Genomic DNA, 21,702 nt, shown 5'->3' with positions numbered 1-21,702 from the left:
TTTCATTTTTATCTCATAACTATGCATAATCCGTGTTCCCATAAGAAAACCTCCCGTATTGAATCATTTTACAATAATTCGTTTACAAGAGGTTTTTTCTTGAGTCCCAAGGAACTAGGTCAGTTCCTGTCCTTCTTTGACAACGCGTGGTCTTTCAGCAATGTATTGAACGTATTCATCTACATGTGAGAGCTCTTCAATCATTGTTTCTTCAACATATGAGATGAATTCTGAAGCAGATGAAATTGACTCCTTGTTTATGTATTCTTGATAGAGCTGATGTGATTGCATGTTTGGATATTTCTTTAAGAAATTTGTAATCAGGTTATTCTGTTTATTTGTTGCAGGTTTATCTCCAAAGGAGTGAATGTTTATAATGACACGATCACGTTTTGCGATATATTCAATAAAACCTGCACGATTCTTTTTGTTTGCTTTCATATAACCAAATTTCACAATGAGTTTAGCCATCGTCTACCTCATTATTTTGATATTTCATAATATCTTGAAGATTTAAGGTGCCAATGGTTGATTTAATATCTTTAATACACTTAGCTCTAAGTTTGTCTAGAGTTGCATCATCAATTTCAAAACTTGCACCAATGATATTCATCATCATACTTGTTTCGATCGTCAATTTAAACAAGACTTTAGCAAGTCTATCCTCAGTGAGTAGTATGGAAGACTTAATGACAGATTCTATAGTATCATTGAGAAAGGATGTATTGTGCTCGGTATTGAGATAGCCAACGTAGAACTTTACGGCTTCCTCTATGAAATCATTTCTTGATTTCACATTTGCGAGTTCTATGTTATCATCGCAAAGTTGTATAATTTCTGGGAACATCATAGTTCCGGTTTTGATTCTGGAATTCATAAAAATAAACCTTCCTATTTATATATAATTTAATTAAGCGAACGCTCAATTTTCTGATTCAATCTTTAACTAATGTGATATACTAATAGAAGAAATTTAGTATTGAAAGGTGTTGATATTTTGATAAGCTACGATAAGTTGTGGAAGATAACAAAGAAAAAAGGTATTAACAAAAAAGAACTCGCTAATCTTTCTAATCTTAGCCAATTTACTATCAATAAACTTGTGCATCAAGACACAGTTAATACTGAGACGATAGAAAAGATTTGTAGAGCTTTGAATTGCAATATTGGTGATATCTGTGATGTAATTCTTACTGATACTTATGAGAGGATACTAGGCAATGAGGAAAAGAATTAAGGGTATGTCATTGTTTTCAAGCGCAGGTATTGGTGAATACTACTTGAATCGTGTTGGAATTGATATAGTAGTTGCAAATGAATTAATCACAAAACGTGGTGACTTATATAGAAACATTTATCCGAATCATGATATGATTATTGGAGATATAAGAGATTCCTCAGTTTTTTTAAGGATTAAAGAAATTGCATTGAATAATAGAGTCGATTTTATGATTGCATCACCACCTTGTCAAGGTATTAGTGTAGCTGGTAAAAACAGAAATATTCATGAAATGGCTATGGATGAAAGAAATTACTTAATTAACTACGTAGTCAAGATGATTAAAGAAGTAAAACCGAAATTTGTTTTAATAGAAAATGTACCATTACTACTAAAACTAAAGTTATCTGTTAATAATAAATTACTGACAATTGAAGAAATTTTAGAAGAAGAGTTCAATCAGGAATATTGTATAGAATATGGAATACTTGATACATCTGATTATGGAACCGCTCAATCAAGAAAAAGGGCAATTATTCGATTATATCACAAAGATTTTTCTTGGCCATGGCCACAAAAACACGAAAAAAAAATAACAGTTAGAGAAGTTATTGGAAATTTGCCATCAATCGAAAGTGGAGAAAATAGTGGAATTCAGTGGCATTATGGTAGAAGGCACAATGCTAGGCAAATTCGTTGGATGAAACATACTCCGACTGGACATTCAGCATTCGAAAATGAATTTGAATTTCCGCAAAAAAAAGATGGAACTAGAGTAAAAGGCTATGAATCAAGCTATCGAAGAATTAAATGGGATGAACCATCTCCAACAATAACTATCCGGAATGATGCAATTAGTTCTCAGAGAAATGTTCACCCTGGTAGATTGATGAAAGATGGAAGTTATTCAGATGCTAGAGTGCTTTCGATACTCGAGTTAATGAGATTGACAGGGTTACCTGACAATTGGCCAATTCCAATTGATACACCAGAAATTCTTATTAGACAAGTAATAGGAGAATGCATTCCTCCATTACTTATAGAAGAAATCGTTAAGGAGATTGTTTATGAAAATTAATGCAATGACACTTTTTGCCAGTGCTGGAATTGGTGAACTACATCTTCACAAAGGGAATTTAAATTTTGTTGCTGCTAACGAATTACTGACGAAAAGAGCAGATACTTATTCTTTTTTCTATCCAAATACAAAAATGTTTCAAGGAGACATAACTAATGTTCAGTTGAAGAATGAAATGATAAATTATGGAATTAAGAATAATGTCAGATTTTTGCTAGCCACACCACCTTGTCAAGGATTAAGTTCGGTAGGAAAAAATAAACATCAAGAACATTTCATTGAAGACAAAAGAAATTATTTGGTAACGGAAGTTTTTGATTTTATTGATAATATGGATTTAGATTATATTTTGATAGAAAATGTACCTAGATTTTTAGAAATGTATTTCCCATATGATAATGATTTTTATCTACTATCTGATATTCTTAAGATGAAGTATGAAAATAAATATAGAATAGAAATTAAAGTAATTAATGCAAAAGACTACGGTGTAAGTCAATCTAGACCAAGAGCGATTATTAAAATGTTTAAACCTAAGTTGAAATGGCCATGGCCAAAAAAGCAACCCGAAATTACTCTTGAAGCTTCAATAGGGCACTTACCATCATTAGAACCAGGTGAAATTTCAGCTTTAAAATGGCATAGCGCAAAAATGTATAGAAAAGAAATAATTGAAGCAATACGGCATACAAAACCTGGTAAAAGTGCAATCAAGAATGATAAGTACTATCCAAAAAAAGAAAATGGCGAGAGAATTAAAGGTTTTCATAATACTTATAAGAGAATGGTTTGGGACAAACCAGCACCTGCTAGGACAACGTATAGCGGAAGTATAAGCTCGCATAATAATGTTCATCCAGGTAGATTAAATAATGATGGGACTTATTCTGATCCGCGGGTTTTATCTCTTTTAGAAACATTCATTGTAAGTTCAATTAACACCGATATTAATTTTCCTAAGGGTTCATCTGAAACTTATATTCGAACAATAATAGGAGAAGCAATACCTCCTAAATTGCTATATGAAATTTGTTTTCCAAATGGAAAGGAGCTAAAAGCATCAAATGAATGATAAACATTGGGTATTTAAAAAACATACCAATAACTTGAATCTGCTTGTTGAAGTAGCTCTCTATTTAAAAGCAAATAAGTCGGGAATATCTATGAATGAAAAATCGAGAATGTATGAAAAATTTAGTAATACTAATTTATACAACCCTCGCAAATCATTAAGGAATGAACCATTAGATGCAATTAATCATAAATTAGATGGATTGAGTTATTTCATGTTTGGATATTCGGATATACTCGAAGGAAATAAGAAGTTTATTTTTAGCCCGTTGGGAAATTTGTTTTTAAAATATCTTGATAAGCCCAATGAATTAGCAAAGATTTTTTCAACAATGTTAGTTGGGATGCAGTTTCCGCACCCTTCTAGCAGACCTAGTGAGGATTTTGGTTTATATCCATTTAGGCTTATTTTCTCTTTGCTACTTGATAAAAGATTAAATGGAATTCTATATCATTATGAAGTTTATCGATATTTAATTCATATTGATCAAATTGATCAGCCAAGTTACTCTAAGTTGGTAGATGAATTATTAGTTTCAAGATTGACTACTGATAATGAGAAATTTGGCTATTTAAAAGAGAATGAGTATAGTATTGTGAAATCAATTTATGAGTGGCAGTATTATATATCCTCTTTATTGGAATCAGCAAATATTATCGAAAAGAATCCCGGTAGTCAATCAATAGAATTATTTCATCCTAAAAGAGAAGGCAGCAAATCTAAGCCAACCAAAAGAATAGTTAACAATGGGTTTTTTAAATTGACTGATGGCGTTAAATCATACATTGAATCAATTATTTCAATTTATAGTCCATTTGATAAGCCACTTAGTCTTGACAATTCGAAATATATGTCTTCAGATGTTATAAAAGAAATCTATTCGTTTTATCCTGTTGAACTACTTCGATCTATTGGTGAAGAAGTTGATTCAGTTGAGTTAGGGTTGTTAGAGTTGCCAAAACTAATTGAAGAGTATTCTATGAATCCGGAGAATTTGACATCAGATAAGTTTGAAGATATTCTCGAAGAAGCGTTTAACCTATTTGTTAATGTTGAAGCACATAAATTATCTGGAGCGGGAAGAACTGATATTGAATGTTTGTATATAGACATTAAAGAAAAATTTGCAGTTGAAGCTAAATCAACTTCAAATAAACTTATTGGAATTAATGCAGGAAGATTGAGAAGACATCGTGACATCATTGGTGCAAGATACACCATTGTTGTTACACCACGATATGTTCCGAGTGTCAGATTCGATATTCAAGAACAGAATATTGTAATTATAAAAGCAAACACATTATCTGAGTATTTATACAATCATATTGCCGTAAATAATAGAGAAATTGATTATAGAGAAATACAAGATATTATTGTTAATAATTTTGGGAAAGATATTAGCTATAATATTTCTGAACTGACTCTAGCGAAGTTTGGATAATATATAATTCGCCGAGCATTGCGCGGCGATGTAATGAGGAGCGGAGTACTACCGCTCCTTTAACCTGCTTCGGATTATTCTAAGGTCGAAAAATGGCTAATATCGCAATAATTGCCGTAAAATTGAATATCACAAAATAGGCTCACAGTGGCGATTAAATAAGGATGGATGAGTGTATGTGCCATCTGGGTATGAAAAATGGCACACACTGCCCAAAGAATCGCACACGTTTAAAGTAAATAAACAATTAAATCTTCTAGATTGTTTTACAAGAAAGATAGTGCAAAAATTTACTATAAATAGTCCCAAAATGGGCGGTACCACGATAGTTTTCTGTGGTACCGCTTTTTGATATACTATTCGGTACCGAAATACGATGAAATATATCCCTATATTCATCATATATATTGTTTGAGATTTTGTTTACTTGAGGAGTGACCTTTGGCTACTTTTGTTTAGTATTTCCTTTAAATTTATGAATACTTGGTTCAGGTTTGTTGCGTTCTTGTTCTGCTTTTGAATCCAAGAAATGTCGTACTTCTTGAGGAACAATTGATTCATAGTGTCTTTGAATTGCATCGTTTATAACAGATTTCAAATCGGTATCAGTTTCTTTATTATAAAGATTAATGGCACTTAATTGTTCATCACTTATTTCAATAGTGAATTTTACTTTTTTCATTGTTTTCTCCTAATATAATATGGTGTATTTATGTTGCTGGTGAACCTGAGATTGATCTATCATTTCAGGATCTTTAAATTGTTCTGAATAGTCATGAATATCATTATCCGAGAGGGAGATAAAGTGTTCTGATTCATCGCAACCTACTATAATAAATCGTCCTGCAATGACGTCATGACCAACGACTCTGTTTGGCGGTAGATCGTATATTTTTCCATCCTCATTACATATTAATTCTGCTGAATCAGATAGAGATACCAGTTCAATAGAACCACTAACCATGGCTTGCAATGATTCTAAATCGTTATCAAGTATTGCAACATAGGGTTTCGCATGTGGTTCTACTACTAGTGCTTTTATTTTGGTTAGTCTGTCATCTGGATCAAGCGATGCATGAGTATGGGTATCCAACAATTCATGAACATTATTTACATAACCTTGATAACGTGGATAGTGATAGCCCTCTGATTCAATCAGAATTCCACCGGATTCTTCATCACAGTAAACTAAGATACAGTGATTGATGCCATCTTCATCTTGGTACATCTCATCTACATGATCTGCAATATAGTTACGTTTTAATTCGGGATTCTCTAGTAAATTATGATATTCTGCATAGGGTACTTTAATGGCGGTATTTACAATATTCTTTCGTACATCAAGTGTTGCTTTTCTAATAAGTGTTGCATCAATTTCTAAACTCACTCGAGATACTGAGTAGTCTTTTTGTTGTTCATGGATAATATTGAAGCTATCTTCTTCAGGTATTAAACCAAGTGATTGACCATTATCCCATGCAACATGGATTGTACCCATGTCATCCACAAATTGAACAGTGCCATGAGTGTGTGGTGGTACTGCTTGAGTATCACTCATTGCGATGCATTCAACACGCATTCCTTTAATATATTTTTCTTTAAGTTGTTTTAGTTTCATACGGTTTCCTTTCGTAGTAAAGATGCACCATATTATTAGTGCATCTCGTCCGTTTTATTAAGGTGTTTCAATAATTCAGTTTGAAGTTGATTTTCAGATATTGGACAAGGTATATCATCCAATTCTAGTGTCAAACTTCTTTGGACTAACAGTTCATTGAACTCCGACAGTCTTTGATAATCTCTTGAATCAATGATGTTTGATTTACTGTGATAGTGTTCATCCAGTCTTTCTTTGAGTGATTGAAATTCATCAATACATTCTTCAAATTTGATTTCATTTTCTACGTAATCTTGAATTACGTCTGTTGATAAAATAAGATCACGTATAATTTTTTGATCTTCAGATAGATTCATAAGTTGCTCCTTTCGTTATTTAAGATAAACCCTTGGGTTTACATGTTGCTTGTTGACGATGACTTCAAAGTGAAGGTGAGCGCCTGTACTTGCACCAGTAGACCCTACTTCTGCGATAATCTGACCTTTCTTCACATCATTACCTTGGGCTACTAAGATTCGGGAGTTATGACCATAAACCGTAAAGACGCCACCACGATGATCAATAACGACAAAGAAACCAAGACCAACATCAGTGTATTGAACTGCTACAACTTTACCGTCTGCAACTGATGAAATCGGTGTACCGAGTGGTTTCCCAAAATCAATACCACGATGCATATCACCCGTTTTGGTTCCATCCGGTAATGTGATAGGATCTCTTGGACCAAATTCAGATGTCACATCATCACGCCAATCATCTTTAAAGGGGCTCCCAAACTCGCCACCAATATAGTTAGTTTTCACAGATTCAATGTAGGCATCTTTAAGCAGTGTTTTCATCGGAACAAAACCATCGAGCGGCTTATCTCGTCCAGTTAAAACAACGTAATAGATCTCATACATCACAACTTTCTTGGTGTGCATATCAACGTTTAGAAATTTGGAAGTGTTACTAAGTATCGTTTCAATATCCGTAATCATTTGAAATGATGTTATAGTTGAGTCTTGTTCAACTTGATTATCGTCTAACTCAATTTCAACTTCTTCATAGAAGTTTTTGATATATTCTGATGGTTTAAGATCTAGAAGATAAGCATTGGAATCTTTATCAAGTGATGAAGCAAGAATGATACTTTTCATTAAAGTTGTGTCGGCGAATCCCTTGACATTCTGGAGTGATGTAATCTCATCATCAATTTCTGAAAATATAACTTTATAGTTTTGAATGAATTCTTGATACTCAACAGGTGCAGATGAGGATACCTCTTTCTGATTAAATAACACATCAATGAGATGATTGTTATGCTGTGCTGCACCATCTGCACCACCCGATACAATTAATAACACTAGAAGCAGTGGTGCCATTGCAACCAGTAGCATCTTTGAAAGTGTCTTTCGACCATTTTTAGTAGTAAGTAATGAGATTCCAATTTTCAGGAGTTTTCCCATTAACGTCCACCTGCATTTCCAAAAAGTTTTTCTTTATAGTCAGGTGCTATGACTTCCAAGTTGTAACGTTCATTACCACAACGATACAAACAGACACCCCGTTGTGGATAACGAATGAGTTCGAATTCAGACGCTTCTAGCTGTAACGTATCCGTATAGAACTTTTTATCAATGTTTCCAGCATTGAATAGGAATTGATGGGTTGGAATTGAGAATAATGGTTTTGTGTATTCCTTGATTTTCGGCAAGTTGAAATCTTCTAGGTTTTGAGAAGCAAGAATAATGGAACTGTCTTTTTTACGGACGCGCTTCATGAAGTTGCGAATATACTCGACTGCAGTTAGATTACTTAAGAAGAGATAAAATTCATCTAGAGCACCTGCAGTGTTGCCTTTGGTTAACAGTTCATTAGACATGTAGGATAGTGTGTTGAAAAGCAAGGCATTTCTAAGATTTTCATTGGTAGACAATAATCCTTTAACCCCAAATGTTACCAGTGATCCATGTTTGATGTTAGTGTGCCCATTAAAGTATTTCGCTTCTGCACCAACACACATTGAGTTTAAGGCAAGACAAACATGACGAATGACTTCTTCTGAATACAGATGTTTCTGCGAATCATCATAGTTTTTGTATTCAGTTTCCATTAACTCGTAGAGTTCAGATAGTGTAGGATAATCGATATGTGATAGTAACGATAAATCGGTATCATCATGAATGTTATAAGAGTCGTACAAATGTTTAACCATGATTTCAATCGTATCAATATGTACGTCATCAAAGTCTTTGTAGCTCTTGAAGAAATCTTTTAAGAATGAAATGTGTTGTGAAACGACAGTTGTCTTCTTAAAGGGTTCAGGTAATGCCTCAAGGTCATCTTCGATATATGTTTCATCATCAGTCCAACGTTTGGGTTCTAGTACATTGATTTTATACTGACCGCTTGTTAGGTCAATATAGTCACCATCAAGGTTTAAAGTTAAATCCATATACTCACTTTCTGGATCAAAGATGATAACGCTGGTTCCTGCTTCCAATAGATTACAAATAATAAGTTTGAGTAAATACGATTTCCCTTGTCCGGAGTTTCCAAGAATTAAGGTATTCGCATTAGTTTTATCATCCGATCGTTTATTGAAATCCACGATAATGTTGGAACCATACTTATCACGACCAAGGTAGAATCCTTTCTCATCAGTTTTACCGGAGTAATTAAATGGGAAGAGATTCGCAACCGAGGATGCAGGCAGCACACGTTCAAATTGTTCTTTGAATTGATTGGATCCTGATGGGTTCAAGGAGAGGAATCCTTCTTTTTGTTGAAGTAGGAGTTTATCAACATTAATCTTTGAACGGATCAAATCAGCCAGAACATCATTTTGAAGTGTCTTAAGTTCTTCATAATTTGAAGCAATCATTTCAATGAATACCGCGCAATGAACCAGGGGTTCACGTGTACGGTGCATGTTCGCAATCATAATAGTTAAGTCTTGACTGTCCGCTTGTGCTTCAATGGTATCTTGGACTTGTGTGGAAGAAGTGGTTCGCATTTTATTCTTATTGGAGGCATTGGTGATGATTCGTTTTTCCTCAACCGGTGTCACTAATCGGGTATAGATTTTGAGTGTGACATTTTCCTTTTCACCTAGATAATCAAGAAGTGCTTGTTCATCCGTTGATGTAGGGTATTCACGAACTGCCCAAACGGAACGATAGGTATTACCGCAAATGAAGTAATCGGTATAGAATCGAATATGCGAAGGACTGATCATATCAAGAAATTCTTGGGTTCTTAGCACTTCTGGGTCGGTTTCTTTATTCTTAAAAAAGTAGGGGATATTTAATTTTTTCATTGGTGTTGCCATTGCTTTCCATCAATATCTTCAAATCTATCAGTCGTAACATTTTGTTCGTAATAAACCGCAAGCATGGTTTTCAAATCATCTTTGGATAGCTTACGAATCGTGAGTCCATGAGATTCAAATAATTTTTCAATCCGATTTAGAGTCGTGTGAAGTTCATTATCAATACCATGTTTAATTCGGATACCGATTAAAAAAGACCGAGCAGTTGCGGTCTGAACTTGAATCGTATCAATTTGTTTTAAATCTTGTTCAAGAAGATCTCGAATCTTGGGGTTAGTTTCTTCATCAATCCGCTTACGCATGTTGATTTTGTTGAAGCGGAAGTTCTCACGACCATTGAGACAAAGAAACTCCAAAACCTCTATTCCTTTGATAAGGTTCATGAGGTCAAATACTTTTGCCTGAATGTTTTCTTTAGATAATACGGATAGGTTAAAGGGTGACAGTGAGTAGTAAATAAGATAATGATTGTTATAGCCGACAATACTAAAATCTGTGAGTTCTTTAAGATTCAAGAATCGACGCGTTGAGGATCCTTTGCGTTTTATGAAACTCATTGCATCACCTGTTCATAACAGTATTCTGTTTCAATAAACTCGATTTCTTCGGCTTCAACATCGCCCATTTGCAGTGGTATCAGTACAGGTAGTAGTTCTTCTTGTAGGTATCTTTGATTCGGACATCGGTCTACAAATCCTCCTACGGTTGAATTAACAATTAAGGTGTCGGCAGTATCGGTAACAACACAGACATTGTTAGAATTTTGAATAATGAAATTTGCGATGTTTGACGGTGTATCCTCGAAATAGTGTTTCTTATCGTACATGCCATCTTCATTGAACACATAGCCAATAACTTTATTTTGAATCTTTGTCATTAAGTGAGTTCCTTTCTAGTGACCACGAATACGATTGTGGTTGCGTTATAAAAAAACGACATGAGTTAACAATAAAGTCAAGAATGCTCATATCGTCAAATCTTAGTGATAGCAGTGCGTAAACAGCACTTCCGACTAAGGGTTGAATTAAGTTTAATTGGGTATAAAAAAAGACGGAGCCAAGTATCGTGATTCCGATGATGACAACGTCTTTCATATACCACAACCAAAGGATAGGTTTTCCTTTGAGATTGTTTGGGTATAGGTACATATGTTTCCTTTCTCTATTCAGTTTTTGATGCCCTCATTCCATTAAAAGTAACCAGTAATGTTGCTCCCATATCTGCTGCAATTGCAATCCATAGAGATAACCAACCAGGTACAACTAATAGCAATGCTAACAATTTAAGTGCAATTGAGAAGGTGATGTTTTGCTTTATAATTCTCATTGACTTTCTACTTAATTTAATTATAAATGGAAGTTTTGATATGTCGTCTCCCATAAAGGCAATATCAGAGGTTTCTAGAGCGGTGTCAGATCCTGCACCACCCATCGCGATACCTACGTTTGCTTTTGCAAGAGCTGGAGCATCATTTATGCCATCTCCAATCATGATCGTTGTACCATAGGTATTTTGAAGCTCTGTTATAACATCAAGTTTTTGGTGGGGTAGCAGATCACTTCTATACTCAGAAACACCAGAAATTGAACTGATATATTCAGCAGTATTCTTGTTATCACCTGTTAACATAATGGAATGTACAACACCGATTTTATGAAGTTCTTTAAGTGTTGCTGCGCTAGATTCTCTAAGTTGATCAGCTACAGAAATAATTGCCAAAACTTCATTTGAACTTGATAAGAACATTGTAGTTTTTCCGTGCTTTTCAAGTGCTTGATATTGTTCTAAATGTGTAGATTCAATCGAAACATAATTTCTAATATGCTTTTCATTCCCTAAATAGTATGTTGAATTTAGAATATCTCCTTGAATACCTTTTCCTGATGTGGATAGAAAGTTTTCAACTTGATAGCTCTTGTAGTTACTTATTTGCTCTCTAGCATACTTCGTTATCGCATTAGCGATCGGATGAAGGGACATTTCTTCAAGTGAGGCGATAATTTTAAGGATATTATTTGAATTATCCTTAGTTAATATCATAAAATCAGTGACGTCGGGATTTCCCTTTGTTAAAGTTCCTGTCTTATCAAATGCAACAGCATTTGCTTTTCCGACCTCTTCAAGGTGAATGCCACCTTTAACTAAAACGCCATTTTTCGCAGCGTTTGTTATCGCAGAAACAATTGTGACTGGTGTTGAAATGACTAAAGAGCAAGGGCAACCAACAACCAAGATTGATAAGCCTTGATAAATCCATTTTGACCAATCTTCTCCAAGGAATAATGGGGGTATTATCACAGCGAATAATGCAATCATCATAATGATAGGGGTATAGTATTTTGCAAATTTATCAACAAAAGCTTGTGCTGGTGCTTTCTGACCTTGTGCCTCTTCTACTAAATGAATAATATTGGCAATTGTTGTATCTTCTACCAATTTTGTAATAGAAACCTCTAAAAGACCATCTTCATTCAACGAACCTGCGAAAATTTCACTATCTAACACTTTTTCTACAGAAATCGATTCACCAGTTATTGGAGACTGATTTACATGCGAGTTACCTTTGATAACAACTCCATCCATTGCAATCTTCTCACCAGGTTTAATTATCATAATATCGTTTATTTTAATATCTTCAACACTAATAATCTCTTCTACTCCGTCTCGCCGAATCAATGCTTCTCTCGGTGCAATTTCCATAAGACCTCTAATTGAACTTCGAGCTTTATCCATTGAATATCGTTCCAAGGATTCACTTATTGCAAACAGAATCACTACAACCGATCCTTCAGACCATTCACCAATTATTGATGCGCCAATTATGGCAATCGTCATAAGAGACTCCATTGTAAAGTCGAGATGTATAATGTTTTCTATGCCTTCAATAAATAGTTTGTAACCACCAATAACAATCGCAAGTATAAACACTATAATTGTAATTGTGTTATCTTCACCAATTGTAGCTTGTAGAAAAAACGCAAGTATTAAAAGCAACACAGAGATAAAAACGTTCAAATTATTCTTAATAATGGCAAATTTTTTGTTATCACTACTAGATTTGAATGAGTTTTCTGCCGATAACTTGAGATTTTCAAATGCACCTGCCTTCTCGAGTTCAATTATTGATGTGTTTCCAACTACAGAGATTTTGCTTGCACCAAAATTAACTGTGGCATTAGTTACTCCTGGAATTGCTTTGACATTTTTTTCAAATTTTGCAGCACAATTAGTGCATGATAATCCATTAATACGATAAACAATTTCTTTATCTTCATTCATATTTACAAGCCCTTTCATTCAAGTGTACGCTTGAATGAAACAATATTAACATAAATAAAAACAACATTCAAGTATATGTTTGAATGTTGTGATGGGAAAGATTATGGAGTAATTAAGGAAGATACGAGTTGCTTTATATTTTCATCGTAAAATGAATAGTAAACCATTTTTCCCACTTTTTCATTTTTTACAATTTTAGAAGATGAAAGTTTCTTTAGATGATGAGACGTATTTGCAATTGTTGACTTTGTAATTGCTGATAAATCGCAAACACAAAGCTCGTTTTCTACCAAGAGAGCATACATAATTGTAAGACGTGTTTTATCAGAAATAGACTTTAATACAGAAGACGTAAAATTTATGTCCAAAGATTTTATTGCATTTTGAACGTTTTCTATTTTCTCTTCTTCAAATACTGTTACATCACAATTTTCAATCATACAGTCAACCTCTCTATTTCATTCAAGTGTTCATTAGAATATTATTCTATCATTAATAATTAGAAAATTCAATTTCTTTTGTAACGTCCCGAGTCAAGGTTACTAATTCTTAATATTTCTTATTACATTTAAAGCACTCTGTGTTGCATAAATTGTTCCCATCATATTACCACGTGTTGATGTATCAAGACCAAATTGATCCGCAATACGTGGTATTTCATTTGCTGACATCATCAGACCAATTCCGAGTAAGAGGTTATCTCTGAATACCATCAGTCCTGCAATCAAAAATAAGGACTGTAAGAAGGTTGTTAGACAGATGGCAGTTACTTGCTTACACCATCCAATAAAACCATCAGTAAATCCACGAGGAATTGATAACATATATAAACTCCCAACTGCAATTTGTGTCAATAAGATACCACCACGTTTAAGGTTCGCAAAGAATACTTTGATCACTGCATAACCTAAGGCAATCAGTAAGAAGATCATAAAGACACCCGAAAGTGATACGGTATTCACAAACCCAATGGAATTATTGGCGATCTCACCAATTGTTTTTTCAGCACCCAGTGTTGATGCTAGATTTAATGAGAACGAAGTTTGCAGGGTCACCGCAAACTTATAAAGTTCAATGGGTAGAATGGTAAAGAGTGATGTAGCCATAAATCCTTTTAAAATATTCAGGAATGTTCCTTTTAAATCACCTTGCCCGCTTTGATAAGCGATGGCTGTTTCAAATACAGTGAGAATGAATCCTACTGTAAAGAGAGCCCATCCAAGATACTGAAAGAATAATACAATGGACTGTACCCATACAAAGTCAAAGAGTTCAGCACCCATGTTGTTCATCATTCCAAAGAATTCACCCAAGAATCCCACCAGCATCGAATGAATCCAATCAACGAGTTGATCGAATATCTTCTCAGCTATAAAATCCCAGATAAACATCTTAGAGTAACTTCCAAATGTAGGATGGAGCAGTTAAGGTAAAGACAAGACAGACAAAGAGAATCGCAGGTGCAGTCCATTCGAAGCGATCGTTATTTCGTTTGTAATCAAAGTAACTTGATCCGAGTTTTACGAAGAAGAAAATCGCAAGAATAATACTCAGTGCTGGGAAGATGACATTGTTGACGACTAGTCGGATCTGACTTTCCGCATTATTCCATGTTTCTTCAATCACACCAGATACATTGGCTGCAGCGTAGGTAGGTGATGCAAAGATAACTAGTAAGAAGGTTACGATGAACAGTATCCCAATCCATCGCAATACTTTAGGTTGTGTGAGTTTTTTAATCATTGAATTGTGTCCTTTCTAGAGTTTCAATGACAGATTTTGCAATCGCAATCTGTCGTTTTAGTGGTAAAGCATTGAATCCGTTTTTAATCGATGATTCAATATCTTGATTACTGTTAGAGATATGATAGACAATCCCAACTTTTCGAAGTGTTATTTCAGTTGGTGTTGCGATAATTTTTATGACGTCACCTAATTCAAAAGAGGCGATATCACGTAAGTCTTTACGAATCGCGATTCGCCCTTTATCATCAAGTACTTTTATAAGTACATTATTTTGTTTCATCAGATATCCTCCCATAGGTCTGGTTGATAATGTCTTGGTGTTGGTTCAAGCTCAATATCATAATTCGCAATTAATACTTCTTTGAATTCACTTCCAGCTTCATACCGTTGCTTCAGATTATTCAGTCTTGAAACACTGATGATGTCGAAGTCTTTATAGAGTTCGCGAATAAAATCAGAATCATTGTAAGAAAGTAAAAAACGTCCTTGGATAGTACTTAGGACGTTGTAAAGTCGTTTATGGTCTTCAACTGTGAACGGTGCATCATAATGTTTTTCAGTTTCGAAATAAGGTGGATCACAGTAGAAGAAGGAGGTTTCGGTATCTTTAGAAAGAATCAATTTCTCAAAGTCCTGATTCTCAATCACGACACGTCGCAGTCTTCGGCTGGCTCGTTTAATAGTCGCATCCAATTTATGAAGCGTGAGTACTCGACTTCCATAGGATTTCCCTCGTGACCCATAACTATAAACAATCGCTTTATAATAAACGACTGCACGATTAACATCAAATTGATTCGCTTTCTTAGTAAGAAGTTCCATGATTTCGGTAAGGAGTGGCGGTTCAAAGTGTTCTGCTGCAGTTTCAAGTTCATCTTCTAAGTATGCATACTGTGTTTGTTTACCTTCGATGATATCTAGTACGTATTTGTATTCCTCTCTCGCATTAAGTGGTAAGAACTTGAGTGCTTCTAGAAAGGCTAGGGGGCGTTCTCTTATAACTTGAAATAGATTAACGAGATCTCTTTGATAATCGTTGTAGACTTCATTTTTACCAATACTTTTTCCAAGAAGGACTGATCCGCCACCTCCAAAGACTTCAATGTAGGTGTCAATGTCTTTTGGTATACGTGGGATGATTTCATGAAGAAGTGCACCTTTACCACCAATCCATGGAATAAAGGATTTCATCGTTTTTGATCCGTTAAGTCAAAATCATCAAAAAAGTGACTGAATGTTTCAGGGACTTTTAGGAAGCCAGCGTCAGTTGAAAGTATTGTTTCGTTTTCCAACATCTTCTTACCAATGCCCTCGTAATCTAAGAAGTCACGAATCCAATCCTGATAAACATCACGATCATTGAAAAGTAAGTCTTCCAGTTTAAGTGCTGCATATTCTGCAGCAGTGTTGGATTCTGTCTTAACGAGTTCGAAATCATCCAATGCATCGATAATCATTTGTACTTGACCAATGTCATAAACTGTAATTTGATCCAAGATAGCAAGAAGACAATTTACGTCGTTTTGATTAAGGTTATTGATATCCGAGACAAGTGCATTAATCATGAGACAATCTGTTTGAACGAGTAACGGTTCGAGTCTTTTGAAGAGTACTTCATTAAGTTGGATGTTTTCAAGTGAGATCACTAAGTTATCAGGTGTATCAATATCTAAGCGAAGTAAGGATTCTTCGATTTCATCGTCATCAATCCAAAGCGGTAATGTAATGAAGTCTTTTGTTTGACGGTTGGAGACTGTGAGCAAAATGGATGGAATATCTGACCACTGAGACGTGAAGAACTGTTGATGTTTGGGAATCGGCGGTAGATCTTTGTATAGCGTAAAGAGCCAACCATAATCAGTTAATGTATGTTCCAGTGTTTCTTTTGCGATTGTTCCATCCTCAATCCATTCAGGTTCTAAATCTGATCCCAAGAGTTCATCAGGGTAGCCATCAGGATAGTGTTGCATATACAATTCACGCGCAAGATTTTCTGGGATATTGTAATCATCAAATGTATCAATCAAAGCAAAGCAGTGTTGATGGATTACATGATACATAAGCTCATTCAATGTTAGTTCAGGCTTGAGTGAGGACAATGCATTGATCTTCTTTTGTTCAAGTGAATTTAAACCTGAGTATAACCGTGAGAATGCATTGAGTTCATAAACATTCAATACGTGATGGTTTCGTGCTTTCAACCATGGAAAGAGGTTGTTTTCTAAAAGTTCGATTTTCTTATTTGGAAAGAACTCCTTTAGCAATTCAAGCGGTAGTGGGAAATCGTAAGATCCTAAATCGCCGTTATTCATTTTAAATTTGATGGGTATCATAGATGTATCCTTTCGTGTTTTCTAGATTTAAAAAGGTATGAATGACGTCTTCGGATAATTCTGCATACTCTTTTTGTGTGAGAATCATCCGATTGAGTTCGATAAAGTCTTTATCATCATCGAGCATGAGCCAACCGGATTCATCCAAAGGAAGGGGAACTCTTGAAACAAGGGTTCCCCAATGATGAACGAGAATAGAAGGTTTGATAGCCGAAGGCTCAAAGCCATCATCAGAAGATTGAATATCATATTTGTGTAAGCCGTCTAATATTTCATCACTGGATATTCGACCATACGTAAAGGCAACTAAGTGTCCTTTACAGATTGCAAGATTAAACATTTCTGGTTTCATCAGACCTTTCCTTTCTCTTTATGAAATAACTGATTAGACTAAGAGCAGCACCTGATCCAAGCAAAAGAAGTGGTACTATCATTCCAGTATCAGAAACACCCGTATTAGGAAGTTCAGGAATCTTTTCATTTGGAATTTCTAAATGAACTTCATGATTTATTTCTTGTCCTGTTAGTTCCAGGGGATATAATGTTTTATTTAATTGGTACCCTTTAGGAGCTTTTGATTCCTTTAGTATGTATGAACCTGTTGGTACTAAAAAACGAGCCATTCCATGCTCGTCTGTTGTTTGGTTATAGAGGGGACTATACTCTGAATCATAAAGGGTAAATTCTGCACCTTGGAGTGAATTGCCAGATGCTTTGTCGGTTTTGAATACAATAATCTCAATAAGTGAGAAAGTTTGGTTGTCATCGTTTAGATCTTTGTGTTCTGCAATTAACTCATTGCCTAGATAGACTTCTTCAAAGACAACATAGTCACCTTTATCTAAACCTAAAGTCTCAAATGAAAAGGTCATTTTAAAGCTTCCAGATTTTGATTCAGGAGTAAATGTTTTCTCTGCAGTCACAGGTTTATTATTAATCAGTAATTTCTCACCTGTTTGCTTATCCATTAACCAACCTTTTACAGTATATTCCTTTCCAATCGTTAATTGCTTGTAGGATACAGTATCAGTTAGTGATATTTTGGTAGGATTACTTGGATCCAGTTTTGATACGCTCACTTGAGTTTCGATAGAGGGGATATTGACGGTTTGATCTTGATCTGTGATTTCAGAGTGTGTTGCGACTTTTCGTGTTCCACGATACAAATCTTCAAACACAACCACTTCTTTACCCAGTAGTTTTCTACCATCAAAGGTGAAGGTCAAGTCAATGGAACCATCTGGCGTTGATGGCGTAAAGGTTATTTCAGCAGTTGTAATGACTTCCTTTGTTTCCACATCAAGTAACTGTCCTTTGAGTGTATACTCTTTACCAATAATTAAATCTTTGTAAGTTACAGAATCAATGACTGTCATGGATTCACTTACAGTTGTTTCCTTTTGACCGTTTTCGTAAAATGCTTGTGTTTGGATTTCAGGAATGCATTCATTGAGTAATGTGATGGTTTTGAGTTCCGCTGTTTCTTTAACCATGAACTCTACAGGATAAATTGTGAAGTATCCATCGGGTGTTTTGATTTCCTCAACAATATAAGTTTCACCAATTTCTAAACCTTTAAATAATGTTGGTTCTGTATCAGTGACCCATTCAAGAATGACTTCTTTAGATTGTTTATGACTTAAACGAAGGGTGACATTTTCAAGTGGAAGACCTGTATTTTCTGATACCTTGATGATTTCAGTTTGTGTCGGGTGATTGGACACCGTTTGAATCTTTGTTTTACCAATGGCTGGAAGTTCAACATACTCAGTGGCTTGATTAATCTCGAATTCAATAGGGGCGGATTTTAAGTAACCTTTTGGCGCTTGAACTTCTACTAAAGTATATAACCCTGCTTTTAAGAATCCTCGTGTTGTGGCAATTCCTTTGTCGTTGGTAGTTAGCTGAGTTTGGCTCACGATATCACCAGTATCATTGACAGTGTCAAATGATACCGTAGAACCATCTTTGTCATGAATTTCAAAGATTGCACCGGATAATGGTGTTTTTGTATCAAAGTCAATTTTCTCAACTTGAAGTTTGATCTCAATCGTTTTGTTTGGAATATACTTAACGATGGTCACACCATTTTCTAGAATGGAAATGGGATAGATTGTTTTATCAATCCAAAACTCTAATGGTGTTGATTTCTCTTGAATAAAATATTGTCCATAGCGTAAGTCATCGGTAAAGGCGAACCCGTCTTTATCTGTAGTGATTTCTTGGACGATATTTCCATTACCGTCTTTAACTGTAAACACGGCACCTTGAATCGGAGTTTGTTGATCCTGCTCAACTTTAACGATCTGAATTTTACCCTTAATAACTTGATCTTGAACACCTAGGTTTACAATTACAACTTTTGTGTTTTGGTCTTTGTAGTTCAGATTGACGGTATAGACGGATTCATTCACAAGATAACCGATGGGTGCCTTTGATTCTTTAATGTAGTACGTTCCTAGGGGTAGGGTAGTGGATGTTGCTGTTCCTTGATCGTTTGTAGTAAGAACTTCCACAACATCTTGAAGACCTTTATCGCGATAGATTGTGTATTCTGCATCTTTCAATAAATCACCCGTTTCGCTGTCTCGCTTTTCAAGTTGAATCTGACCTTTAACAACTTCATTGGTGGCGATGACTTCGAGTGAATGTCCTGCTTTAATTTCAACTTTTTTAATTGAAGTATCAATGATCAACGGACTTGGCACAAAGTGTTCTCTGTAATAGTAAGTTCCTTCATCCAGTTCTATTGATTCAGTGTATCCATTGGAACTCGTAGTATAGCGAGTTGCCTGTGACATGTCTGAATGTTTAGACAATTCAAAGACGGTGCCAGTTACCATTGCACCTGTTTCTTGGTTCTCTTTGCCAATTTTTAAGTGACCTTTGTGTTCCACTTCAACATTTAATACGAATGGAATCGGATCAGGGTTACCACCGCTGATGACATCTTGCATGGAAGGGTGAGAATACAGAATAGGGGAAGTTTCGGTATTGTGATTGATGTTGCCATATTTCTTAAAAGATACTTGTGTTAATTCTGGAGAATCATTTCTTGCAGTAAGTGTTACTTGGTTTCCAGATAGTGAAACATAAAGACCGCCGTTATCAATGATAGTTGATTGACTTATGGTATTGTTTGTATCAGTTAAGGTGATTGACTCGCCAGTTTTTAGTTTAATGGATGTGTGGTGGAAACTTGCACGAGTATTATGATTATTCACTTTACTCCAAATTAAATCTTTTTCAGCATGATAATCTATACTCTCAAATCCCCAGGATCCATTAATATCTAAATCGTTACGGATGGATGCAATATATTCCCACAGAACATTCTGAGTGATGACATAATCTTTACCAGTTTTTGCGGTATTATCATATCCATGGTAAATGATACGAGAGAAAGTTTCGCGTTGTGAATGAGTGAAGTCGGACATAGTATAACCGTCGCCATCACCTCGTTGTATTTCAGGCTCGATGCAAAAGGCAACGACATCATTGACATAAATAATATTTGAGTTATGACCCGTCTTTCTTTGAACTGCCCAACCACGACTATTAACAGCTTCAAAATAACCAGTTGATATAACACCGGATGATTGTGTTGTGATATGAATGCTATCAGCAAATACTGGTGCAGTATTCATAAATGTCGATAATATAAGGATTATTGGTGTTAGAATTAGTAGTATTTTTCTTTTTAAGTTTTTCATAGAATTCCTTTCTTGGGATAGTTAAATGTAAAAAGAAGTCCGAATTTGGACTTCCACGGATTGGCTGATTCACTAATTATCAACTCCTTTCATTCAAGGTATAAAAAAACTCAGATTTGAGTGCTAGATAAATTTCTTCAGTTGGATATGATTTCGTGTGTGCGTACTAGAATGGTGTTACGTCGATGTAGAGACCTTTAATTTTATTAAACCACGTCTCTATATTAATGAGATTTTTTAAATAGTGGGATACTTCCACCTAGTTCATATATAAGATAAAAATTTGAGGAATTGAATTGTTACTTTGTTCTTGAGGAATAGTTTTGACTATATTTGTTGATTTTCCGTTGAGAAACATAGCTTTCTTACATAACTTGTATAAAATTTTTGGAGAATAGTCTATAATTTATTTTATAAGTAATGCTAGGACATATTATTTTGCGGATAGTGTCAAGTATCTTGTGTAAACATCAATTAGATGTTTACACAAGATACTTGACACTATCGCTGAACAGGAATTATTCCCTTATTTACAAGAAAATAATATTTCATTAATTCCGTTTTTCCCGCTCGCATCGGGTCTTTTAACCGGAAAATACCAAGAGAGTTTTGTTTTTCCGGAAGATGATTTACGTTCGAAACAAGCACAATTTCAAGGTGAATCGTTTAAAGAAACAGTGGCCAAGGTTAATCAATTAAAACCCTTAGCTGTTAAATACAATACGAATATCACAAATATTGTGCTCAGTTGGTATTTGATGAATGATGCCATTTCGGCCATAATTCCTGGAGCCAAACAGGTTGGTCAAGTCGCTGATAACATGAATGTTGTCGTGCTAGAGCAGACTGATTTCGATATGATTGATGCTCTTTTTTCCTGAAATCTAAAC

Annotated in this window: 23 protein-coding genes; 5 read left to right on the top strand and 18 right to left on the bottom strand. The window is 35.0% G+C overall.

Annotated elements, in window-relative coordinates:
* Positions 1 to 114 precede the first annotated feature (114 nt).
* Both GVV19_RS06780 and GVV19_RS06775 read right to left on the bottom strand, forming a co-directional pair.
* Positions 115 to 471 carry a hypothetical protein gene (locus GVV19_RS06780; protein WP_159646615.1) on the bottom strand — a complete coding sequence of 119 codons (357 nt, stop codon included), beginning with the start codon at positions 469 to 471 and terminating at the stop codon, positions 115 to 117.
* Complete coding sequence (locus tag GVV19_RS06775; RefSeq protein ID WP_159646613.1) at positions 464 to 877, bottom strand: hypothetical protein; 414 nt, start codon at positions 875 to 877, stop codon at positions 464 to 466. The genes GVV19_RS06780 and GVV19_RS06775 overlap by 8 nt, the downstream gene beginning before the upstream one ends.
* A gap of 102 nt (positions 878 to 979) precedes the next feature.
* Between GVV19_RS06775 and GVV19_RS06770 the strand changes: the two genes are divergently transcribed.
* The 4 genes from GVV19_RS06770 to GVV19_RS06755 are packed head-to-tail and all read left to right on the top strand — an operon-like array spanning position 980 to position 4,810.
* Positions 980 to 1,237: a helix-turn-helix domain-containing protein gene (locus GVV19_RS06770; RefSeq protein WP_328598619.1), complete on the top strand. Its 258-nt coding sequence runs from the start codon at positions 980 to 982 to the stop codon at positions 1,235 to 1,237.
* Positions 1,221 to 2,297, top strand: a complete 1,077-nt coding sequence (gene dcm / locus GVV19_RS06765; RefSeq protein ID WP_159646610.1) for a DNA (cytosine-5-)-methyltransferase — start codon at positions 1,221 to 1,223, stop codon at positions 2,295 to 2,297. Before GVV19_RS06770 ends, dcm begins: the two co-directional genes overlap by 17 nt.
* On the top strand, positions 2,287 to 3,369 hold the full coding sequence (locus tag GVV19_RS06760; RefSeq protein ID WP_159646608.1) for a DNA cytosine methyltransferase: 1,083 nt from the start codon (positions 2,287 to 2,289) through the stop codon (positions 3,367 to 3,369). Before dcm ends, GVV19_RS06760 begins: the two co-directional genes overlap by 11 nt.
* Positions 3,362 to 4,810 (top strand): restriction endonuclease, encoded by a 1,449-nt coding sequence (locus GVV19_RS06755; protein WP_159646606.1) that lies wholly within the window; start codon positions 3,362 to 3,364, stop codon positions 4,808 to 4,810. The genes GVV19_RS06760 and GVV19_RS06755 overlap by 8 nt, the downstream gene beginning before the upstream one ends.
* 445 nt (positions 4,811 to 5,255) lie before the next feature.
* Here GVV19_RS06755 and GVV19_RS06750 read toward each other — a convergent pair whose 3' ends face one another.
* The 16 genes from GVV19_RS06750 to GVV19_RS06675 form a co-directional block, all read right to left on the bottom strand.
* The gene (locus tag GVV19_RS06750) at positions 5,256 to 5,492 is read right to left on the bottom strand and encodes a DUF6103 family protein (protein ID WP_159646604.1); all 237 of its coding nucleotides are present in this window, start codon (positions 5,490 to 5,492) and stop codon (positions 5,256 to 5,258) included.
* A gap of 9 nt (positions 5,493 to 5,501) precedes the next feature.
* A complete protein-coding gene (locus GVV19_RS06745) occupies positions 5,502 to 6,428 on the bottom strand; it encodes a DUF3846 domain-containing protein (RefSeq protein WP_159646602.1) in 927 nt (308 codons plus the stop codon).
* A 35-nt stretch (positions 6,429 to 6,463) separates the two neighbouring features.
* Positions 6,464 to 6,784, bottom strand: coding sequence for a hypothetical protein (locus tag GVV19_RS06740; RefSeq protein ID WP_159646600.1), 321 nt, complete (start codon positions 6,782 to 6,784; stop codon positions 6,464 to 6,466).
* Between the two features lie 15 nt (positions 6,785 to 6,799).
* The gene (locus GVV19_RS06735) at positions 6,800 to 7,876 is read right to left on the bottom strand and encodes a M23 family metallopeptidase (protein ID WP_159646598.1); all 1,077 of its coding nucleotides are present in this window, start codon (positions 7,874 to 7,876) and stop codon (positions 6,800 to 6,802) included.
* A complete protein-coding gene (locus tag GVV19_RS06730; protein WP_236262333.1) occupies positions 7,876 to 9,741 on the bottom strand; it encodes a VirB4 family type IV secretion system protein in 1,866 nt (621 codons plus the stop codon). The genes GVV19_RS06735 and GVV19_RS06730 overlap by 1 nt, the downstream gene beginning before the upstream one ends.
* Positions 9,726 to 10,298: a hypothetical protein gene (locus tag GVV19_RS06725; RefSeq protein WP_159646596.1), complete on the bottom strand. Its 573-nt coding sequence runs from the start codon at positions 10,296 to 10,298 to the stop codon at positions 9,726 to 9,728. The genes GVV19_RS06730 and GVV19_RS06725 overlap by 16 nt, the downstream gene beginning before the upstream one ends.
* Complete coding sequence (locus tag GVV19_RS06720; RefSeq protein ID WP_159646594.1) at positions 10,295 to 10,618, bottom strand: hypothetical protein; 324 nt, start codon at positions 10,616 to 10,618, stop codon at positions 10,295 to 10,297. Before GVV19_RS06720 ends, GVV19_RS06725 begins: the two co-directional genes overlap by 4 nt.
* 284 nt (positions 10,619 to 10,902) lie before the next feature.
* Complete coding sequence (locus GVV19_RS06715; RefSeq protein WP_201288196.1) at positions 10,903 to 13,038, bottom strand: heavy metal translocating P-type ATPase; 2,136 nt, start codon at positions 13,036 to 13,038, stop codon at positions 10,903 to 10,905.
* 83 nt (positions 13,039 to 13,121) lie between these two features.
* Complete coding sequence (locus GVV19_RS06710) at positions 13,122 to 13,460, bottom strand: ArsR/SmtB family transcription factor (RefSeq protein WP_159646590.1); 339 nt, start codon at positions 13,458 to 13,460, stop codon at positions 13,122 to 13,124.
* Positions 13,461 to 13,562: 102 nt separating this feature from the next.
* Entirely contained in the window at positions 13,563 to 14,411 is an 849-nt protein-coding gene (locus GVV19_RS06705) for a conjugal transfer protein TrbL family protein (RefSeq protein WP_159646588.1), read from the bottom strand.
* Between the two features lies 1 nt (position 14,412).
* Positions 14,413 to 14,763: a DUF3852 domain-containing protein gene (locus GVV19_RS06700; RefSeq protein ID WP_159646586.1), complete on the bottom strand. Its 351-nt coding sequence runs from the start codon at positions 14,761 to 14,763 to the stop codon at positions 14,413 to 14,415.
* Entirely contained in the window at positions 14,756 to 15,046 is a 291-nt protein-coding gene (locus GVV19_RS06695) for a hypothetical protein (RefSeq protein ID WP_159646584.1), read from the bottom strand. Before GVV19_RS06695 ends, GVV19_RS06700 begins: the two co-directional genes overlap by 8 nt.
* Positions 15,046 to 15,957: a DNA adenine methylase gene (locus GVV19_RS06690; RefSeq protein WP_159646582.1), complete on the bottom strand. Its 912-nt coding sequence runs from the start codon at positions 15,955 to 15,957 to the stop codon at positions 15,046 to 15,048. Before GVV19_RS06690 ends, GVV19_RS06695 begins: the two co-directional genes overlap by 1 nt.
* Complete coding sequence (locus GVV19_RS06685; protein WP_159646580.1) at positions 15,954 to 17,099, bottom strand: hypothetical protein; 1,146 nt, start codon at positions 17,097 to 17,099, stop codon at positions 15,954 to 15,956. The genes GVV19_RS06690 and GVV19_RS06685 overlap by 4 nt, the downstream gene beginning before the upstream one ends.
* Complete coding sequence (locus GVV19_RS06680; RefSeq protein ID WP_159646578.1) at positions 17,080 to 17,451, bottom strand: LPD28 domain-containing protein; 372 nt, start codon at positions 17,449 to 17,451, stop codon at positions 17,080 to 17,082. Before GVV19_RS06680 ends, GVV19_RS06685 begins: the two co-directional genes overlap by 20 nt.
* Positions 17,432 to 20,812: a SpaA isopeptide-forming pilin-related protein gene (locus GVV19_RS06675; protein ID WP_159646576.1), complete on the bottom strand. Its 3,381-nt coding sequence runs from the start codon at positions 20,810 to 20,812 to the stop codon at positions 17,432 to 17,434. Before GVV19_RS06675 ends, GVV19_RS06680 begins: the two co-directional genes overlap by 20 nt.
* Before the next feature lie 473 nt (positions 20,813 to 21,285).
* On the opposite strand from GVV19_RS06675, the gene GVV19_RS10940 reads away from it, so the two are divergent.
* Complete coding sequence (locus GVV19_RS10940; RefSeq protein WP_159646624.1) at positions 21,286 to 21,693, top strand: aldo/keto reductase; 408 nt, start codon at positions 21,286 to 21,288, stop codon at positions 21,691 to 21,693.
* The last annotated feature ends 9 nt before the right edge of the window (positions 21,694 to 21,702 follow it).

It is taken from the genome of Erysipelothrix anatis (genome assembly GCF_009828745.1).
Taxonomy (GTDB): domain Bacteria; phylum Bacillota_I; class Bacilli_A; order Erysipelotrichales; family Erysipelotrichaceae; genus Erysipelothrix; species Erysipelothrix anatis.
Note: the sequence above shows the minus strand (reverse complement) of the source record. Positions and strands in the feature narration are given on the sequence as shown.

Excerpts from the sequence above, each read along its gene's own strand:
- GVV19_RS06780 (WP_159646615.1), bottom strand. The coding sequence starts at position 471 with ATGGCTAAACTCATTGTGAAATTTGGTTATATGAAAGCAAACAAAAAG.
- GVV19_RS06775 (WP_159646613.1), bottom strand. The coding sequence starts at position 877 with ATGAATTCCAGAATCAAAACCGGAACTATGATGTTCCCAGAAATTATA.
- dcm (WP_159646610.1), top strand. The coding sequence starts at position 1,221 with ATGAGGAAAAGAATTAAGGGTATGTCATTGTTTTCAAGCGCAGGTATT.
- GVV19_RS06760 (WP_159646608.1), top strand. The coding sequence starts at position 2,287 with ATGAAAATTAATGCAATGACACTTTTTGCCAGTGCTGGAATTGGTGAA.
- GVV19_RS06755 (WP_159646606.1), top strand. The coding sequence starts at position 3,362 with ATGAATGATAAACATTGGGTATTTAAAAAACATACCAATAACTTGAAT.
- GVV19_RS06750 (WP_159646604.1), bottom strand. The coding sequence starts at position 5,492 with ATGAAAAAAGTAAAATTCACTATTGAAATAAGTGATGAACAATTAAGT.
- GVV19_RS06745 (WP_159646602.1), bottom strand. The coding sequence starts at position 6,428 with ATGAAACTAAAACAACTTAAAGAAAAATATATTAAAGGAATGCGTGTT.
- GVV19_RS06740 (WP_159646600.1), bottom strand. The coding sequence starts at position 6,784 with ATGAATCTATCTGAAGATCAAAAAATTATACGTGATCTTATTTTATCA.
- GVV19_RS06735 (WP_159646598.1), bottom strand. The coding sequence starts at position 7,876 with ATGGGAAAACTCCTGAAAATTGGAATCTCATTACTTACTACTAAAAAT.
- GVV19_RS06730 (WP_236262333.1), bottom strand. The coding sequence starts at position 9,741 with ATGGCAACACCAATGAAAAAATTAAATATCCCCTACTTTTTTAAGAAT.
- GVV19_RS06725 (WP_159646596.1), bottom strand. The coding sequence starts at position 10,298 with ATGAGTTTCATAAAACGCAAAGGATCCTCAACGCGTCGATTCTTGAAT.
- GVV19_RS06720 (WP_159646594.1), bottom strand. The coding sequence starts at position 10,618 with ATGACAAAGATTCAAAATAAAGTTATTGGCTATGTGTTCAATGAAGAT.
- GVV19_RS06715 (WP_201288196.1), bottom strand. The coding sequence starts at position 13,038 with ATGAAAGGGCTTGTAAATATGAATGAAGATAAAGAAATTGTTTATCGT.
- GVV19_RS06710 (WP_159646590.1), bottom strand. The coding sequence starts at position 13,460 with ATGATTGAAAATTGTGATGTAACAGTATTTGAAGAAGAGAAAATAGAA.
- GVV19_RS06705 (WP_159646588.1), bottom strand. The coding sequence starts at position 14,411 with ATGTTTATCTGGGATTTTATAGCTGAGAAGATATTCGATCAACTCGTT.
- GVV19_RS06700 (WP_159646586.1), bottom strand. The coding sequence starts at position 14,763 with ATGATTAAAAAACTCACACAACCTAAAGTATTGCGATGGATTGGGATA.
- GVV19_RS06695 (WP_159646584.1), bottom strand. The coding sequence starts at position 15,046 with ATGAAACAAAATAATGTACTTATAAAAGTACTTGATGATAAAGGGCGA.
- GVV19_RS06690 (WP_159646582.1), bottom strand. The coding sequence starts at position 15,957 with ATGAAATCCTTTATTCCATGGATTGGTGGTAAAGGTGCACTTCTTCAT.
- GVV19_RS06685 (WP_159646580.1), bottom strand. The coding sequence starts at position 17,099 with ATGATACCCATCAAATTTAAAATGAATAACGGCGATTTAGGATCTTAC.
- GVV19_RS06680 (WP_159646578.1), bottom strand. The coding sequence starts at position 17,451 with ATGAAACCAGAAATGTTTAATCTTGCAATCTGTAAAGGACACTTAGTT.
- GVV19_RS06675 (WP_159646576.1), bottom strand. The coding sequence starts at position 20,812 with ATGAAAAACTTAAAAAGAAAAATACTACTAATTCTAACACCAATAATC.